Raw genomic sequence first — 16,337 nt, 5'->3', positions numbered from 1 at the left:
GGGGTTACTCTAGTGGGAGTCTTACTGCTGCCAGCCAGAAATCATTGATCAATTGCACAATCCGAATAAATTGCTGCATATCAACCGGCTTCGTTACGTAGCAGTTGGCACTGAGGTTATAAGACTTAAGTACATCCTCTTCATCGGCTGAGGTGGTGAGAACGACAACTGGGATACGTTTAAGATCGGGGTCTGATTTGACTTCCATGAGGACTTCTCGCCCATCCATCCCTGGTAAATTGAGATCGAGTAAAATCAGGTCTGGACGTGGAGCATTGGCATATTCACCTTCCTGTCGCAGAAATTCCATTCCCGCCTCGCCATATTCAACCCAGTGCAGGTTGTTAGCAATCTTAGCTTTTTTAAATTCTCGGATGGTTAAATTCGCATCGCTGGGAGAGTCTTCAATCAGCAAAATTTCCACGGATCGGAAGGTATAGCGGCTATTCATGCGAGTTCGTGGCTTCTAAGAGTGAAGGGTCAGGCGTGAGGGGAATGGTAAAGTAAAATGTCGTTCCTACTCCTGGTTGCGATTCGGCCCAGATGCTTCCACCGTGACGCTCGACAATTTTTTTACACATAGCCAGACCAATGCCAGTACCAGGAAACTCTCGACGGGTATGAAGACGCTTGAATATCTCAAAAATGCGATCGAGATACTGTGGCTTGATACCAATTCCATTATCACGTACCGAAAAAAGCCATTCCCGATCTTTTAACTCCGCTGTAATGTGAACTTGGGGCGGTTCCTCACGGCGGAACTTAATGGCGTTGGCGATTAAATTTTGAAATAACTGGAGCCATTGGGTTTTGTCACCGTTTACTTGGGGCAGAGGGTCGTGGGTGATGGTGGCGTTACTTTCTGCGATCGCGACTTGCAAATTGTTTATCGCCTGAAGCAACACCTTCTCCCCATCAATGGAGACAAATGCTTGAGTGCGAGTGCTGACGCGGGAATAGGCAAGCAAGTCTTGAATCAACTGCTGCATCCGCGTTGCACCGTCTATTACATAAGCCATATATTCCTGTGCAGACTCATCCAGACTGTTTTGATACTCCTGCACTAACAGTTGGGTATAACCTGACACTGCCCGTAATGGCTCTTGCAAATCATGGGAAGCTACATAAGCAAACTGCTCTAGTTCTCGATTGGAGCGCTGCAAGTTGGTTGTGAGTTGCTCTAATTTGCGCTCTGCTTCTAACCGTTCCGCAATCTCAGTTTCTAAAGCAGCGTTTGTCTGAGCAAGTTTTTCGGTTGCTAGGATGCGATCGCGAATTTGCTTTCGCAATAGAAAGTAAATCGCAATCAGTAGGCTGAAACTCAACAAACCGCCAATACAAACAACCAGAATGGTATAACGAACGCTTCTATTTGTTGCCGCTGCGCGACGCTGCAATAACATTTGCTCTTCTTTTTGCATTGCAGCCAGTAGCTCTTTAATTTTTTCGTATATCGCTGAGTTCCTATCTGTAAAGGCAATTTGAGCGTTCCTGTCTTCTCCTAAATTCCGCTGTCGCAGCTCAATGGATTCTTGCAGCCCCTTCAGTTTTTCGGCAATCAGAGGTTCGAGGAGAGCGAGCCTCTGCTGTTGGAGAGGGTTATCAGCCGTTAATGTCCGAAGGGTTGTGAAGCCCCGGTTACTTTCTTGAATGCCCTGCCGGTAATTGATCAGGTAAGTGTCTTTTCCCGTGATGATGTAGCCTCGCCTTGCTTTTTCGGCACTGTTGATTCCCGAAAGGGTATGCTCGATCTCTTCCCGGACTTGATAAGTGTGATCTACCCATCTAGAGTTACTCAGCAGCCTTTGGACGCTCCAGGAGAAGGTGACACCGACGCCAAACAACAAAAGCAGCGCCAGAGTAAATCCACCGCTAACCATTTTTTCTGATGGTTCTTTCATGCCTGTTTTTTCTTTCGAGCGATTGACTAGTGCAATTGGCAACGCTGGGAATAGGGGGCGACTGAGTTTCCGTCCCAACGAAGGCTCAATCTCTTTGAGCAGATGAAGATGACCTAGAAATACTATAAACAACTAAAAAAAATCTAGCAGTCGATAGATTCATTTGAACAACACCCACTTAGGGAACAAGCCGGACGCGAATCGCTAAACCTTGCTACAGAAAAAAAGCGGGCAGATTTTCATCCAACCGCTTATCTCTTAGTGGAGAATAGATTTTGCTTGCGTGCGTAGCTTGTGAGAGATTGGCAGCACGCACAAGCGCGATCGCGTACCCAAAAATTAGCCGTTCAGCACTCAGTCGTTCCTTATGGAGCAAGTCCCGCAAACTTTAACAAGTCAACCATCTTGAAGTCGTGCTTTTGCCCTAAAATCGGCTTCCACTTGGGGTCTTGCCGAAGATAGGATTTGCGATCGCCTTGTAGCAGACCGATGAACACCTCCGCAACAATGCGTCCGCCGACAGGCCCCAGTGTCTTGCCTTGCGCTCTCAGCTCCGCTTCCTTCAAAATATAGAACCACAAGGGTGTTCGCTTGTCGAATCCCAAATCTTTGAGGTCGCGCAGATCGGATGGACTCAGAGGCTCGATTTCCATCGCTCTGGCTACATCCTGACCAGACGGCAAGCTGAAGGTGAGGTGACGCAGCAGATTGCGCTGCGCCAGCGACCGGATTGGCTCTTCTTGTCCTGGCAAACCGGGTGCTGGAAAAGGCAGCGTGAATAATGCACTTGAGAGTTTAGGATCGATCTTTTTGTTGGGCTTGACTTTTCCGTTTTTGAAATCAAAGAAGGTATCCCAGTCAACAAATCGTCGGGGTGCGCGTTTCCCACCGCGCAGGTCATCCGGGTCACAAAGATTAGGGTCTAAACTGAAATTGAAAATTGGTGCCCTAAACTCTGGCATATCCTGAGTGCCATGATTGGCGATGTATCCCGGTCTGACTTGGCTGTGACCGAAGCGATAGGCAGCGACCGAGAACTCAACTGGGATAAATGGCTGGTTGCGCCAGTTGTAGAACCGCCGACCTTTTTTCAGAATGTCATCCACCAAATCCTGTCCTACGGTTGTGGGCAGGAACTCATGCACGATAATCCACTGGTAGTGCCAGCGAACTAGCTTCTGTGCCTCGGTGAATGCATCATTCGGATCTTTGATTCCACTATCGATGACGTAATCCACAACATGATTGTGGAATTTAAGAAATGCCAATTGCATCTGAGAAATAATCGTGTTCTCATCATTCCTTGGGTCGCCGATGAGCGCCATATTTTGGCTATTTCGAGGGAGATCGTCCTTCGACCCTTCCCCACCCAATTTCTCAATCAGGAACTTGATGCCTCCCGTTGTTTTGTCATACAAGTGAGGACTGGCTGCACGACCCGAACCATAAACGTTATCTAGCTCTAAGAAAGGCGTTCGGAAATTTTCAATAGATTCCGGGTCATTTTGTCGCTCAAGGCTAGAGGTGGAATCGAAGGTCATATCATGATCTAGAAACTGCCCCAAAAAAGTGAACCCTGCGGTCATATTGGGGTTATCGGTGTTGCTAGGACTTCCAGGTACGGGGTCTGTTGCGTTTAAATCGTCTTTTGCATCCATCAAACCGCCTGGTTTCCCAAGCTCCATCAGCCTCTGGCGCACTGATTTGGAGTCGCTAGCAAAGGGAGGTAAGGACGGGAATAGCCGACCAAATTTTCCTTGATCGTAAGCAGTGGAACGAGGTGGAACTTGGTCTCTTAGATAGAGTTGTCCGTGTCTAGTCATTATGTTTCCTCCTTGTTGATTACCGTTTTATGTGGCGCTGGTTTTGACCTCTACCTCGATCGAAATTTCTGTTTTTCTTGCGTCCAGATTCCACAAAATTGAATTTCAGTGTTTCTAATCGCCTAAGTTCTTTGAAAAATCACGATCTGATTATCGATTTAGGAAGAGGTCGCAAAATTCGGATTCCTCAAAATAAATTTGGAATTTACCCTACTTATCAGTAATTTAAAAAAAGGGGATTTATGAAACTGGTATCTAGTTAGACGATTTAAAATTGCAGATTGTGAAAGATTAGACAGTAATTAATTTCGGCAATTTAAATCGGCAATCGTAAAATAAGATGGTACTGCTCTCAGGCGATACTAATTTTCAGGTTGCCAGCCAAATCCCTTTGCTTTACAGATATAACCTTTGCTGAAAGTTTCTTGCCAGTCGCTTATTTTTGGTAACTCAGTTGGGTGTCAGTCGATTGGGCGACTTGAAAAATTTTTAATATTGTGCTAGCAAAATCAAGCAATTGGGCGCGATCGCTACCAGGTAAATTTAAGTACTAACTAATGTATTGAGCTGTACTCGCATCTAGGCGCACTTGCGATCGCGCAATTTACTCTGCAATTAAGTAATCACTTTCCTAGCAATCAACCACTTACAAAAGGCATATTTGTGGTAGCAAACTTCGGGCGGCTAATCTGCAACTAGACTGATTACTCCCTGGAAATCAGCCACCATAATGTGACAGTTAGTAGATAAAGAAATATTAAGCAGGAGTCAAACTTTGAGCGATCAATTGAAGAAAGGTGACAAGGTTACATGGAAGACCTCACAAGGTGAAACCAGCGGCACTGTGAAGAAAAAACTCACTTCACCCACAGATATCAAAGGACACCATGTCGCCGCATCCAAAGATAATCCTGAGTATCTAGTTGAAAGCGAAAAAACTGGGAAAGAAGCTGCTCACAAGCCTGAATCCTTAAAGAAAGAGGAGTAATGCTGAATTATGAATAATGATGTGAAATCAGTTATCGACGAGTTTCACAGCGTTGTTAATATGACACCGCAGGAAATTGAGTCCTGGCTAAAAACAGACGATTCTAAAGCTGTTGGGCAGAAGGATGGAGAGGAAGAATCAACAGGTCACAAATCCGGTAAGCGTATCATCGAGCTGTTGCACAAGAAGAAGGATGAGTACAGCGAAGATGACATATCGCACATTAAGAAAGTGATTAGTTACGTCCACCGCCACAGCGCACAGCAGCCGTCAGGCGATATAGAACACACGCGCTGGCGCTACTCACTGATGAATTGGGGTCACGATCCGCTCAAGTGACTGTAGTTTTACCAAGAAATTGCAAAAACTCTCTCCAATTTCCCAAAATAAAATTTCTCGTTTCTTACGCTTGGAAACGAGAACCTACAACTAACAGCACCAACATAGAATTGGAGCGATACGCTTAGCGCGTATCGCTTCGAGTGTTAAAACCATTTTTTCTATAAATGCTTGCTACAAATAAATGCTCATGAGCTGTAACGAGAAAACAATTACCAATTACCCTTTAGTTCATGTTGTAGCCACAGATACAAATGGTAGAAGTATCGCCCAGGATGCCCGCCAGATAACTTATTCGTGGACTGTGCCATCCGGAAGGATTGCACCCGTTAAGATTGCTTGTTGCCAATCAGAGTCTTCCAGGTAGGCTCCCCGTAGGCTAGCACCAGTCAAGTCGGCTCCACGCATTTCTGCCACATTCAAGTTAGCTCCCCACAAATAGGCTCCCCGCAAACTTGCTTCACTCAGGTTGGCTTCACGCAAGCTTGCCATATTTAGGTTTGCTCCCGTCATGTCAGCTTCACTCAAATTGGCTTGACTCAAGTCTGCCTTACTTAAGTTCGCTTCACATAAGTCTGCTTTGGCAAGTGAGGAGTGATTTAGATTGGATGCGTGCAAATTTGCTCTAGATAGAATCGTTACACGCATCTGGGCTTCAGACAGATTTGTGGCTGCTAGGTTGGCACCACTCAGATTAGCTCCATTCAGTTTGGTCTCGCTGAGGTTGACGCCATCCAAGTCTATGCCATTGAGATCGACGCCATTTAAGTAAGCTCCTCTCAGGTGTACGCCGTTGAGTATCGTTCCTCGCAGCAATGCGCCGCTCAATCTGGCTCCACTCAGATTTGCCCAACTTAGGTTAGCATCCACCAAGTTAGCCGACCGCAAGTTTATCCCCCGCAGGTCCGAACCGCACAGGTTAACTCCGCGCAAGTTTGACAAACGCAGATTTACTGATGTTAGGATTGCACCACTTAGTTTTGCTCCGACCAGCACCGACTTAACGAGGACAGCTCCTCTTAAGTTGGCTTTTGTCAAGTCTGTCTCGATGAATCGTGCTTCGTTGACTTTGGCAAAACTCAAATCGGCTCGATGCAGGCAGGCTCCACTGAAGTTTGCTCCGATTAGGACTGCGCGACTAAGGTTTGCCGCTGATAGATAGGCTCCTGAAAAGTCTGACCCGGATAGATTGGCTCTTTCCAGGTTTATCCCTATAAGATTTTCGCCGCTAAAATCTCTTTGTCCTTCTTCATAGCGCTGTTTCAGTTCTTGTGCATCCATAGGATTTCTCCAGATTCACTTACAGATAACTTGTCTATTTTTAGAGTTCCCAAATATATCGCCAAAAATGCATTAACTTTTGGATCATTTTTTGATTTAAGTAGTTTAAATTTTATGAATTTTTTTACATAAAAATTAAGACAATGCGATCGCTTTGTTAGTGGCTCAATTCTCTTTACTGAAGCGAACCGAATTTTGCCACTCTAGATGCGATCGCTCTCTTTCCATTGCCAAGAGCAAGTCGCGGACTACAGCCCCGAACTAAATGGGCTAAAAGCTAACATCCGTTGAAACGGGTTCAACCGCTTACCAGTAAGCTAAAGCTTACTTTAGCTTCTCGTCGAAATTTATTTCTAAGCTCGCGTCAGTGCGATGAGATTACTCAAAGGATGCGATCGCTCAAAACGGAATATCATCGTCGTAGTCAATCTCATTGGAAAATGGATCGAACGAGTTGGGCTGAGGATTTTCTGGTGCTGTTTGCAGGTCGATCCAACGCTTCGCCAACTCCAGTGCTTCTGCCTCAGTTTTGGCATTATGGACGGGAATCAGGCATTCTCCACCAGCACTCCAAACCTGAACGCAGAATACTGGTCGTGCTTCAATTAGCCAACCCCTGTAAATTTCTGGTGAACTCATAGCTGATACCACCCAGAGCGATTTTATTGATTATTTTGCTAACCTATCGCGCTCACTTTCGATATAACCGAAAAAAGGCTATTTTTAAAAACTAACACGTTCGCTTCACCGAAAGTGAGTTTTCGGGGAGTTTGTGTAGTATTTTTTGAAAAAAGTCATTTTTGTCATTTCATCCAATGAGACAATTCCTCACTCAAGTCTTTCGCCGAATAAAATTCCAGACGCGCCTGATAGTAGCCATTGCCCTGATGGTTCTGGCTACTCAGCTAATCGCAGCGCCAGTAAATGCTACAGGCGTTTATCAAATTCCCAATTTAGCAGCAGGCGATCGCAACTGGATTCTCGATAAAGCTGAAATTCTCAGTCGCCTTACCGAAGGTCAAATTAATACCGATTTGGATAAATTAGCCAACGACACAGGCAATCAAGTCCGATTTGTGACCATCCGCCACCTCGATTATGGCGAAACAGTGGAAAGTTTTACCAATCAGTTGTTTGAAAAATGGTTTCCCACGCCAGAAGCGCAAGCGAATCAAATTTTACTGGTGATTGATAGCGTTACGAACAACACTGCGATTCGCACAGGTGAAAAGGTAAAGTCTATCTTGAGCAATGATATCGCCAAGAGCATTGCCGAAGAAACCGTGCTGGTGCCACTGCGGGAAGGCGACAAATACAATCAAGCTTTTTCGGATGCAGGCGATCGCTTAATTGCCGTACTAACAGGTGAGCCAGACCCAGGTCCGCCGGAAGTCAAAGATACGGTTAACGTCGAAAGAACCTTTAAAAAGGCAGAAGAAACCGACACTGGCAACGCGACTATCTGGGTGGTTGGCTTACTGCTCGCTGCCACTGTCATTCCAATGGTGACTTACTTTTTCTATCAAGGCTTCTCCGGCTAGTCTTGAACGTACTCCTGCCCGTTAATTAGAGCAAACTCAGCCCTGACAAATTCGCGCCCCAAATAAGCGGCATGATCCAGCATGGTGAGTGGGGCGGACTGAGTTTGCTCAAAAATTTTTATGCAAAGCTCTTTAGCTGTTCTGCCACTATAGACAGCGGTGTGGGTACGTTCTACCTTGCCTCGCACCGGGATGGGTTTGCCAGTTTCGGGATCGACTGCTAAACCGCGTTCGTTAATGATATTCGTGAAATGTTTAGCGCAAATTAGCCCCGCTTCCCGATCCAGGTAAATGATGAAATATCCAGCCGGATCGAGGTGAATATAACGTTTGGAAAGCTGGTCATCAATGGCAGCTAAATCTTGAGCAGTTTGAGGCATAAAAATCAAGAGATTTCTAAACAATCGACACTGTAAACAGGCTTACAGCCTATCTCAAGTTTAGTTCGTTCCTCTATTTCTCCAGAGCTTTCGTGCCTCTTAAGGTTGTTTTATTCATCGCGCTGGGCAAAAGGTAACTCCTGGTTAATTGCATCAATTTCCAGTTGCTCCATTTCGTTGATTTGATGGATGTGAGTCCGCAGAACTTGACCCAAACGCGGATTATAGAATCGATGCATACTGTAGTTGGAAGTAGCTGGGAAACCGCGACGTTTTTTATGACGTCCACCAGCACCGGGGTCGAAGCTTTGGATGCCATGCGCGATCGCCCACTCAATTGGTGCGTAGTAGCAGGCATTAAAATGCAGACAGTCAATGTCCTGGTAGCTACCCCAATAACGCCCATATAGTTGCTCACCCTTGGTGAGGCAAAAAGACATTCCGATGGGGTGCAGGTCATTCTCCTCGTCGTAGGCGGCAACAAATAACACTCGATGACGATACTGGGGATACAACTGTTCAAAAAATCGCCGAGTTAAATACTTACTTCCCCACCAGCCAAACTTGTCGCACGTATCGGCGTAGAAGTCATACATTAACGAAAATAGTGGCTTCGGAATCTCATCACCCGTGAGGGTTCTGATTTGCAAACCGGCTTTTTCTACCGCCTTGCGTTCCCGTTTGATGTTACGGCGCTGATTGGCGTTAAAAGCCCCCAGGTAATCATCAAACGTATTAAAGCCCGTGTTTTGCCAAATGAAACTATGGTGCAGCCACGGCGTAAAACCGTGTCGTTCCAGAATCGGTCGCCATTCGGGGTCTACATAGAGGAAATGACATCCACTAATCCGATTTTTTTGGCAAAAATGGTCAATCGCCTCCACCATTAGCTCGGTTAGCTCATCCTCATCTTCACCAGGGGCGATTAAGAAGCGATAGCCTTCCGCTGGGGTCATCGGAGACATTCCCAGCAATTTTGGATAGTATTGCACCCCTAAGCGTTGGGCTAAATCTGCCCACTGATGGTCAAATACAAATTCACCATAACTATGCCCTTTCAGATAAAGCGGTGCAGCCCCAATTAGCTGCCTGTCTCGCCATATCGTTAGGTGAGTGGGTAGCCAACCCGTTTTAGCGCCGACGCTACCAGAAGTTTCCATATTGTTGAGCCAATCCCATTCTAGGAAAGGCGTTTTCAACGGCAGAGCGATCGCGTCCCACTCGGCTTGGGGCACTTCAGCGATTTTACTAATCCAAGCAACAGAATAGCGGGGTTTAAGTTGTTCCACCATTTCAGAAATCGGGGGTAGAGCGTTGGTTGCGACTCAGACTGGATGAGAAAGCCTCTTCTAGGGTAATGGAACTTTCCCGATCTCATCAAAGAGAAAGCAAAGAGAAAGCGATCGCTTGTGCAAAAACTTATAAATTATTTATTTTGAATCCGCAGCAACGTCTGCTGGCTGCTTCAAGACGCAATTTAATAAAAAGCAGCCGCTAGTACCAAGCTTCTAGTGCTGTAAATCATCAAGGCTTTTTGTATTTATGGTCACTTATAAAGTTCATAGTGAACTCATTCCCCAGCTAGAAGATGGGTGCAACACGAGTAGTTACATTAGTTATAAGTAAGCCAAAGCTTTAAAAATTCCACTGCCTTGCAAGCTTTACAGGAAAGGCAGAAAATAGTGGTTCTCTCAAGAAGATGCTTGGCGAGAGAAGGATAGAGCTTCTCGCCAAGCACATTTTCCTTGTAGAAATTCAGCTAAAACCGCCGTAGGTACAATCATCACTAATTGAGCAGAGTTTTCACCCCATTCCATCAATCGGATGGATTTTTCCGCAGTGTTCCATCAGGAGAGGCAAATGCCTGGTCACGACATTATCGTTATTGGAGCTTCCGCCGGGGGGGTAGAAGCCTTGACTCAATTGGTCGCTGATTTGCCGTCGGATCTTCCGGCTGCGATTTTCGTCGTCGTTCACTTTCCAGCGTGGGGTAAGAGTATTCTGCCGCAGCTTTTGAATGGTTCCTTGCACGCAGACCATGCTAAAAACAATGAGAAGATTGAGTATGGGCGAATCTATGTAGCACCGCCAGATTATCACCTGCTGGTGAAGCGCGGATATATCCGCTTGGTGCAGGGGCCAAAAGAGAACAACGCTCGTCCGGCAGTCGATCCCCTGTTTCGCACCGCAGGGAGGGCGTATAAACGCCGGGTAGTCGGGGTGGTATTGTCGGGTACCCTCGACGATGGCACGGCGGGACTGATCGATTTAAAGCGGCAAGGGGGCGTGGCAGTCGTTCAAGACCCAACGGACGCTTTTTTCTCAGGGATGCCAAAGAGCGCCATCGAACACGCAGATGTTGATTTTATCCTGCCGCTGTCGTCAATCGCCCCTGCTTTAGTGCGTCTAGCCCATGAAACTGTGGCAGAGGAAGGAGCCAGCACTGTGTCTAGCGAAAGCGAATTTGATACGGATACCGATATTGTGGAAGTGGATGGAGCCGCTTTACGGGAACGGGGAAAGCCTGGAACCCACTCAAGCTTCACTTGTCCAGATTGTGGCGGGAGTTTGTTCCAACTGAATGAGAGAGGATTGCTCCAGTACCGCTGTCGCGTGGGGCACGCTTATTCAGCAGAGACTCTGGTAGCGGGGCAGTCCCAGGCTCAGGAGGAGGCGCTGTGGGCCGCAATCCGTTCTCTAGAAGAGCGTGCGGAGCTGATGTATAAGATGGCGAAGTATTCGCGAGATCGCAACAAAACTTTGTCAGCACAGCGTTATGAAGCAAAAGCTAAAGAAGCGGAACAACGCTCTGATTTCATCCGGCAGGGGCTTTTCCAAGGTCAATTGCCTGCGACAGTACCCCTAGCCCAGAGTGAGGAATCAGGCGAGAGTGCAGACGGAAATGGAAATTCGCACTCCCCTTTCAAAGTAGTGGTGCTAGCGGCATCTGAGGGGGGGCTGAGAGCCTTAAGCCACATCCTGCCTGCCTTCCCCTCGGACTTTCCGGCAGCGATTATTGTGGTGCAAAAACCCGACATTCAGTCTGCCTCCAGTTTGATAACCGACGCTTTAAATCGCCCTACGACCTTGCCACTCAAGCAGGCACAAGAAGGAGAGCTATTAAAACCGGGGATGGTCTACGTGGCTCCTCCAAATCAGCATCTACTCGTCACCCCGGAGGGGACTTTTTGCCTGTCTGGGGCGGTACTCGTTGACTTTGCACGCCCCTCTGCTGACTTGCTATTGCAGTCACTGGCGGCGAGTTTTAAAGAACGGGCGATCGCGGTTATTCTCTCTGGAATTGGCAGCGATGGTGCAACCGGGGTGCAGGCAATTCATAAGATGGGTGGATTAGCGATCGCCCAAGATGAAAGTACATCGGAATTTTTTGAGATGCCTCGCGCCGCCATTGAGACGGAAAGTGTAGATTTCGTTCTCCCCCTCCACGAGATCGGGTCTACCCTCGTAAATCTCGTGGTTTCTCCAGTGTAGATTTGAGAAGTAGAGGCGAACAACTGTTCGCCCCTAAAGGCGGTCGAAACATTTAATCAAGGTGAAGCAGTTTCAGCCTCGATCAAGCCGTCACGATATAGGGTGAGTTGATAGCTGAGACTCGGTTAGCATTCACCAAGGCTTGATAAACGATTGCCGCTACTTCCGCCCGCGTCGCATCGCGGGTGGGGTTAAGTTTTTTGAGCGTTGGATGATTGACAACCAGCTGCTTTTGAGCGGCTGTTGCGACCTCATCTTTGGCATAGTCTGGAATGCCCGTGCGGTCATCGAAGAAGTTTAACGCGGTGAGAGCGCCCCCGGTTAACTTCAGTCCATTAACCAAAGAGACAATCACTTGGACGCGCTGGACATTGTCGTTTGGTTTGAAGGTTTTGTCGGGGAAACCAGAGAGAAATTCGCCGCGATAGGCTTGTTGAATCGCAGCGTAACCCCAGAAACTGTTTGCCACATCTTTGAAAGCGATCGCTTCTCTTTTGGCAGGTGGAGTAAAGGCTTTGGTCAATAAGGCAGCATATTGCGCCCGCGTCAGACTCGCATCAGGTCTAAAGGTTTTGTCAGGAAACCCGCTGATAATCTCTTGCTTCACTAATTCCTGAATAAAAGTCTCTGCCCAATGACCTTTAATATCGGTTAGCTCAACGACTGTACCACCGCCGCCACCAGTACCGCCGCCGCCAGTGCCACCGCCACCAGTACCGCCGCCGGTACCACCGCCGCCAGTACCGCCACCAGTACCGCCGCCAGTACCACCGCCACCTGCCGTGTCAGTCGGAGGAAGCTGATTATCGAGCAAGTTTACGCTTCCCTTTACTTTGTCCGGATTTATTTGATTTCCCGCTACAATTAGCTGGTTTGAGCTGCTATTTTGTAAATCAAATTTAGTGTTATACCGCAGGATATTTTTGCCTGCGTCGTTGGCACTGCCCAGATCCGGTAAAGCATTGCCAATTATCGTCACACCATCGTCAGTGTTTCGTTCGCTCAGATTATTCCGCAGCTTGGGACGCGCATTTCCAGAGATGACAATGCCCGAACGGTTCCCAGAAATTTGGTTATCTACCACCAATGGAGAAGCACTCTCCGCAATGCTGATACCATAACCCGTATTTTGGCAGGTATTGCCTCGAATCTCGCCTTTGGCATTTCCCGCTAGCGAGATGCCATTACCCAGATTTTTAGTAAATACATTATTGGTAATGACCGGGTTGCCATCACCAGTCACAAAGACTCCCTCGCGCTTGCTATTGGTGAAGGTGCAATTGGCAACCGTGGAGCCGTTCGATTCTATCCAGACGGCAGTTCCGCGTGTAGCCAGATTGGTCGCAGTTACGCCCCGGAGTTGAGCATTATTGGCTAAAGTGACTGTCACATTTTGACCCCCAGAAGAGTTAGGGCTACTGTAGGTTCCACTTCCTTCAATCAAAATGCCGCTGCCTTTATTGGCTTCATTCCCCACAACCTTGACCCCAGTTGGCACCTTGAGGGGAAAGACTTCACCGCTGGCTGTATTGTAGTTCCCAGCTGTTAGTTGAATTGTCGTATCGGATTGTGCTTGCTGGAGAGCTTTGGTAATTGTCTTGAACGGCGCTGACTGGCTGCCAGCAGCGCTATCATTTCCGGTCGCTGGATTGATAAAAAAAGTTTGAGCCATAGTGATATTGAAACAGAGTAATTCGGGGGTGTGGCAACAAAAATCTGCAACCAGAGTAGCGATCGCTTGCAAATTTACTTGTTTTATGCAAGCAATTCAGACGCCTACATCCCCTATAAGAGCCTATCCGGAAAATTCAGCAATGATGTTTAAGAGAAAGACAAGCTTTTAAAAGGGCGAATAGAAGTGCAGGCGTCCCACGCCCAAATCTAAACCATAAGCTTTCTCTCCGGCGGGAAAAGCTTTGATTCGGAACAGGTAGACGCCGCTGCTGAAGGGGTTACGTACTGGATCGAGACCAATCGTAACGGTTTTACCTGGAGGTATCGGAGGATCAAACATGACTGAAATGGTGTTTGTCTGGCTATCTCTTGTGACTTTTCCCAGCGCTAACTTCTCGCCTTTGTTTCCCGGCTTCCCTTCAAATGCCTCGCTGTCGTCAAGTTTAAACCGAATTTTATCTAATCCCTCGTTTTGGGTAATCGTCACTTGCCCAAGCGGTTCACCAGCATTTTCTGGCAGACTAACAGTGAAATAATAGGTAGCTCCCCAGACATTAATCCGGTCAAAGGTAGTCGTAGCATTTACTAAGCGAGGCGGTTTTTCAAAGGAAACAGTTCCATCTGCTAGCTGAATCGCCCTAGTTGAAGGACTGAAGACTCCCCAAATGCTAGCTATTACCGCTAGGGTTGAGCTGAAAACTAAAAAAGAACGCATAGCTAAGTACCAACGACAAGAAAAGATTCATTTACTCGGAACTATTTTGAATTCAATTTTGTCGTGATCTATGGCAAAATCCCTCTACAGTGGGAGGTAATTCTCAGCCATGATGTAGATGAACTACATTTTTGTTGGGCATTATCTTCAAAGTAGGAAGGCTAAAATCGGTGATTCTTAGGGCGGGGCAAAAACCGGGTGGCAACTATGCACGAATTAGGTTCTGATGGTTTGAACGTTGTATCAGCAATCGAGTTTCAAAGGAGATGCTGGAGTCAGAGGACTGCTAATTTGATGAAGTCTTTTGCAGCTAAGCGAATTGCACCCATTAGTTTAGTGACATTGCTCGGTTGTGGGGGAGCAACTTGGCTGGCAACGGCTGCTTTTGTACCGCAGATTGCCCAAGCTTACACTGCTCGCTCTGAAGTTGCCTTGGTTCGTCAGCCAGCAGAAACTTACGAAGGTTTTGTCCGCAGAGCCGAGGTAGTAGCTAGGGCGGCGGCGCAGCGTAGCTTTGACCGCGACATCTTAGTGACTGATGTTGCCGTGATGATTCTAGGGCAAAATCAGGGAGCGATCGCGCCGATTCTTTCTTTAAAAGTAACTCGTGGAGCCTGGAGAAGCCGCCCCGATACCCCCCGCTGGGCAACCTACTTCCCCAATACTAAGTCTTTACTCGGTTTTGTGGATGACGTGACGCCTTCCGATCAGCCCGTTCCCGCTACTGCCGAACCCCCCCCAGCACCAGCACAGGGTGCACCTGCTACGCCTCCCCCACCAACCGCAGTGCCCGGTAACATTAGGGATGTCGCGCCCGGAGCGGCTACAGGGACTCCTCAGAACCAGACACCGGGAACAGCCGCTCCCGCAGCCCCCGGTACTCCTCAGAACCAGGCACCCGGAACCGCAGCCCCAACTGCACCAAATGCACCAACTGCTCCCACCTCGCCAACGATTCCCTCTTCACCAGCATTTCCTGGCGGTAATGTAAATCCCACGGAAACGATTCCCAATCCAACAGAAAACATTCCCAATCCAACAGAGAACATTCCCAATCCCACTACGCCAACCACTGGAACGGGAACCACCGGACAGGGGCGATAAAAACCGCGCAAACCAGCGTGTGAACTACCGCGCACACCTCTCTGCTCACTGCCTCATCGGGAACGAACAAGGGTGAGACAGTCGAGAAATTCGCCCGACTAGATGGAACTGGTCAAGGGATCTCTTAGAATAGGAAGGCTGTAAACGATTGCTGGAGTTACGATCATGGCGGTTCCTAAGAAGAAAACATCAAAATCCAAGCGCGATAAGCGCAAAGCCACCTGGAAGCACAAGGCGACAATTCAAGCTCAGAAAGCTCTGTCTTTGGGCAAATCGATTCTGACTGGGCGTTCTAAGTTTGTGTATCCAACCCAGGAAGAAGAAGCCGAAGAAGAATAATTATCCTAGAGGTTGCTTTTCGTCTCAGCCTCCTAGAATTTCCGAGCGCCTTTGGGCGCTATTTTTTTGGATATAAGTGCATATTAAGAATTAGAGTACACAAAACGCCATCTCTACTAGACTCATGCTAGGAAAATTTTTCAAAAAACCAGAATCGGAGCAGAGCGAACGGGTTCCTCCCGGTCAATATCTGACGAAAGGCTTCCCGGTGCTGACCTACGGCAACACTCCGCAGATCGATACTGACAACTGGCAATTTCGCGTCTGGGGTTTGGCAACCGAAAAGACTTTCAGCTTGGCAGATTTTATGGCTCTGCCCCAACATAACTTTACTGCCGATTTCCATTGCGTCACCCGCTGGTCTAAACTCGACGTGCAGTGGACTGGCGTTAAGGTGACAGACTTTATGAAGCTGGTGGAAGTTGACCCGAAAGCTGTTCATGTTATGGAACACTGTTACGGCGACTACACCACGAATATTCCTTTAGAAGACTTTCTGCGAGAAGAAAATTTTTTTGCTCACACTCTATTTGGGGAACCGCTACCGGCGGAACATGGCGGACCGATGCGGCTAGTTGTCCCTCACCTTTATGCCTGGAAAAGCGCCAAATGGATTAACGGCTTAGAATTTCTCCCGCAAGAGGAATCGGGTTTTTGGGAGCGCAATGGCTACCACCGGCGGGGAGAACCGTGGGCAGAAGAGCGATATAGCTATTAAGGGACTAGGAAAAGAGAGTTTTGAGTTTTGAGTTATAAAAGA

At 47.6% G+C, this 16,337-nt stretch carries 16 protein-coding genes; 7 read left to right on the top strand and 9 right to left on the bottom strand.

Annotation, left to right across the window (positions count from 1 at the left end):
* Nucleotides 1-4: 4 nt before the first annotated feature.
* The 3 genes from NC997_RS00330 to NC997_RS00320 all read right to left on the bottom strand — a co-directional run bounded on the left by NC997_RS00330 (nt 5) and on the right by NC997_RS00320 (nt 3,724).
* A complete protein-coding gene (locus tag NC997_RS00330) occupies nt 5-451 on the bottom strand; it encodes a response regulator (protein WP_190410245.1) in 447 nt (148 codons plus the stop codon).
* A complete protein-coding gene (locus NC997_RS00325; RefSeq protein ID WP_190524259.1) occupies nt 444-1,901 on the bottom strand; it encodes a sensor histidine kinase in 1,458 nt (485 codons plus the stop codon). Before NC997_RS00325 ends, NC997_RS00330 begins: the two co-directional genes overlap by 8 nt.
* A 365-nt stretch (nt 1,902-2,266) precedes the next feature.
* Nucleotides 2,267-3,724, bottom strand: coding sequence for a heme peroxidase family protein (locus NC997_RS00320; RefSeq protein WP_190524256.1), 1,458 nt, complete (start codon nt 3,722-3,724; stop codon nt 2,267-2,269).
* A gap of 775 nt (nt 3,725-4,499) precedes the next feature.
* Between NC997_RS00320 and NC997_RS00315 the strand changes: the two genes are divergently transcribed.
* Both NC997_RS00315 and NC997_RS00310 read left to right on the top strand, forming a co-directional pair.
* Nucleotides 4,500-4,712, top strand: coding sequence for a DUF2945 domain-containing protein (locus NC997_RS00315; RefSeq protein ID WP_190410242.1), 213 nt, complete (start codon nt 4,500-4,502; stop codon nt 4,710-4,712).
* A 9-nt stretch (nt 4,713-4,721) separates the two neighbouring features.
* Nucleotides 4,722-5,051, top strand: coding sequence for a DUF3140 domain-containing protein (locus NC997_RS00310; RefSeq protein WP_190524253.1), 330 nt, complete (start codon nt 4,722-4,724; stop codon nt 5,049-5,051).
* 291 nt (nt 5,052-5,342) lie between these two features.
* On the opposite strand, the gene NC997_RS00305 is transcribed toward NC997_RS00310, so the two are convergent.
* Together NC997_RS00305 and NC997_RS00300 are read right to left on the bottom strand one after the other, a co-directional pair.
* Nucleotides 5,343-6,332 carry a pentapeptide repeat-containing protein gene (locus NC997_RS00305; RefSeq protein ID WP_190524250.1) on the bottom strand — a complete coding sequence of 330 codons (990 nt, stop codon included), beginning with the start codon at nt 6,330-6,332 and terminating at the stop codon, nt 5,343-5,345.
* A 399-nt stretch (nt 6,333-6,731) separates the two neighbouring features.
* Nucleotides 6,732-6,971 (bottom strand): hypothetical protein, encoded by a 240-nt coding sequence (locus tag NC997_RS00300; RefSeq protein ID WP_190410239.1) that lies wholly within the window; start codon nt 6,969-6,971, stop codon nt 6,732-6,734.
* 176 nt (nt 6,972-7,147) lie between these two features.
* Here NC997_RS00300 and NC997_RS00295 point away from each other — a divergent pair, with 176 nt between their 5' ends.
* The gene (locus NC997_RS00295) at nt 7,148-7,873 is read left to right on the top strand and encodes a TPM domain-containing protein (protein WP_190524247.1); all 726 of its coding nucleotides are present in this window, start codon (nt 7,148-7,150) and stop codon (nt 7,871-7,873) included.
* Here NC997_RS00295 and NC997_RS00290 read toward each other — a convergent pair.
* A complete protein-coding gene (locus tag NC997_RS00290; RefSeq protein ID WP_190410237.1) occupies nt 7,870-8,253 on the bottom strand; it encodes a DUF4346 domain-containing protein in 384 nt (127 codons plus the stop codon). The two genes, NC997_RS00295 and NC997_RS00290, sit on opposite strands and share 4 nt — an antisense overlap.
* A gap of 110 nt (nt 8,254-8,363) precedes the next feature.
* Nucleotides 8,364-9,545: a GNAT family N-acetyltransferase gene (locus NC997_RS00285; RefSeq protein ID WP_190524244.1), complete on the bottom strand. Its 1,182-nt coding sequence runs from the start codon at nt 9,543-9,545 to the stop codon at nt 8,364-8,366.
* Between the two features lie 568 nt (nt 9,546-10,113).
* Between NC997_RS00285 and NC997_RS00280 the strand changes: the two genes are divergently transcribed.
* On the top strand, nt 10,114-11,745 hold the full coding sequence (locus NC997_RS00280; RefSeq protein ID WP_190524242.1) for a chemotaxis protein CheB: 1,632 nt from the start codon (nt 10,114-10,116) through the stop codon (nt 11,743-11,745).
* An 82-nt stretch (nt 11,746-11,827) separates the two neighbouring features.
* On the opposite strand, the gene NC997_RS00275 is transcribed toward NC997_RS00280, so the two are convergent.
* Both NC997_RS00275 and NC997_RS00270 read right to left on the bottom strand, forming a co-directional pair.
* Nucleotides 11,828-13,417: a DUF1565 domain-containing protein gene (locus NC997_RS00275; RefSeq protein ID WP_190524238.1), complete on the bottom strand. Its 1,590-nt coding sequence runs from the start codon at nt 13,415-13,417 to the stop codon at nt 11,828-11,830.
* Between the two features lie 168 nt (nt 13,418-13,585).
* On the bottom strand, nt 13,586-14,134 hold the full coding sequence (locus NC997_RS00270; protein WP_190524236.1) for a DUF2808 domain-containing protein: 549 nt from the start codon (nt 14,132-14,134) through the stop codon (nt 13,586-13,588).
* A gap of 294 nt (nt 14,135-14,428) precedes the next feature.
* Between NC997_RS00270 and NC997_RS00265 the strand changes: the two genes are divergently transcribed.
* The 3 genes from NC997_RS00265 to NC997_RS00255 all read left to right on the top strand — a co-directional run bounded on the left by NC997_RS00265 (nt 14,429) and on the right by NC997_RS00255 (nt 16,295).
* Nucleotides 14,429-15,238, top strand: a complete 810-nt coding sequence (locus tag NC997_RS00265) for a hypothetical protein (RefSeq protein ID WP_190524232.1) — start codon at nt 14,429-14,431, stop codon at nt 15,236-15,238.
* A 165-nt stretch (nt 15,239-15,403) separates the two neighbouring features.
* A complete protein-coding gene (gene rpmF, locus NC997_RS00260; RefSeq protein ID WP_190410231.1) occupies nt 15,404-15,577 on the top strand; it encodes a 50S ribosomal protein L32 in 174 nt (57 codons plus the stop codon).
* A 124-nt stretch (nt 15,578-15,701) separates the two neighbouring features.
* Nucleotides 15,702-16,295: a sulfite oxidase-like oxidoreductase gene (locus tag NC997_RS00255; protein WP_190440199.1), complete on the top strand. Its 594-nt coding sequence runs from the start codon at nt 15,702-15,704 to the stop codon at nt 16,293-16,295.
* Nucleotides 16,296-16,337: the final 42 nt, after the last annotated feature.

The sequence above is a fragment of the Trichocoleus sp. DQ-A2 genome, assembly GCF_039961915.1.
GTDB lineage: Bacteria > Cyanobacteriota > Cyanobacteriia > Cyanobacteriales > FACHB-T130 > FACHB-T130.
The sequence above is the reverse complement of the archived record's forward strand: the minus strand, read 5'-3'. Positions and strand labels throughout refer to the sequence as shown.

Bases quoted from the DNA above. Each gene is read 5' to 3' on its own strand.
- rpmF (WP_190410231.1), top strand. From the start codon at position 15,404: ATGGCGGTTCCTAAGAAGAAAACATCAAAATCCAAGCGCGATAAGCGC.
- NC997_RS00265 (WP_190524232.1), top strand. From the start codon at position 14,429: ATGAAGTCTTTTGCAGCTAAGCGAATTGCACCCATTAGTTTAGTGACA.
- NC997_RS00285 (WP_190524244.1), bottom strand. From the start codon at position 9,545: ATGGTGGAACAACTTAAACCCCGCTATTCTGTTGCTTGGATTAGTAAA.
- NC997_RS00325 (WP_190524259.1), bottom strand. From the start codon at position 1,901: ATGAAAGAACCATCAGAAAAAATGGTTAGCGGTGGATTTACTCTGGCG.
- NC997_RS00280 (WP_190524242.1), top strand. From the start codon at position 10,114: ATGCCTGGTCACGACATTATCGTTATTGGAGCTTCCGCCGGGGGGGTA.
- NC997_RS00310 (WP_190524253.1), top strand. From the start codon at position 4,722: ATGAATAATGATGTGAAATCAGTTATCGACGAGTTTCACAGCGTTGTT.
- NC997_RS00275 (WP_190524238.1), bottom strand. From the start codon at position 13,417: ATGGCTCAAACTTTTTTTATCAATCCAGCGACCGGAAATGATAGCGCT.
- NC997_RS00300 (WP_190410239.1), bottom strand. From the start codon at position 6,971: ATGAGTTCACCAGAAATTTACAGGGGTTGGCTAATTGAAGCACGACCA.
- NC997_RS00320 (WP_190524256.1), bottom strand. From the start codon at position 3,724: ATGACTAGACACGGACAACTCTATCTAAGAGACCAAGTTCCACCTCGT.
- NC997_RS00295 (WP_190524247.1), top strand. From the start codon at position 7,148: ATGAGACAATTCCTCACTCAAGTCTTTCGCCGAATAAAATTCCAGACG.
- NC997_RS00330 (WP_190410245.1), bottom strand. From the start codon at position 451: ATGAATAGCCGCTATACCTTCCGATCCGTGGAAATTTTGCTGATTGAA.
- NC997_RS00290 (WP_190410237.1), bottom strand. From the start codon at position 8,253: ATGCCTCAAACTGCTCAAGATTTAGCTGCCATTGATGACCAGCTTTCC.
- NC997_RS00255 (WP_190440199.1), top strand. From the start codon at position 15,702: ATGCTAGGAAAATTTTTCAAAAAACCAGAATCGGAGCAGAGCGAACGG.
- NC997_RS00305 (WP_190524250.1), bottom strand. From the start codon at position 6,332: ATGGATGCACAAGAACTGAAACAGCGCTATGAAGAAGGACAAAGAGAT.
- NC997_RS00270 (WP_190524236.1), bottom strand. From the start codon at position 14,134: ATGCGTTCTTTTTTAGTTTTCAGCTCAACCCTAGCGGTAATAGCTAGC.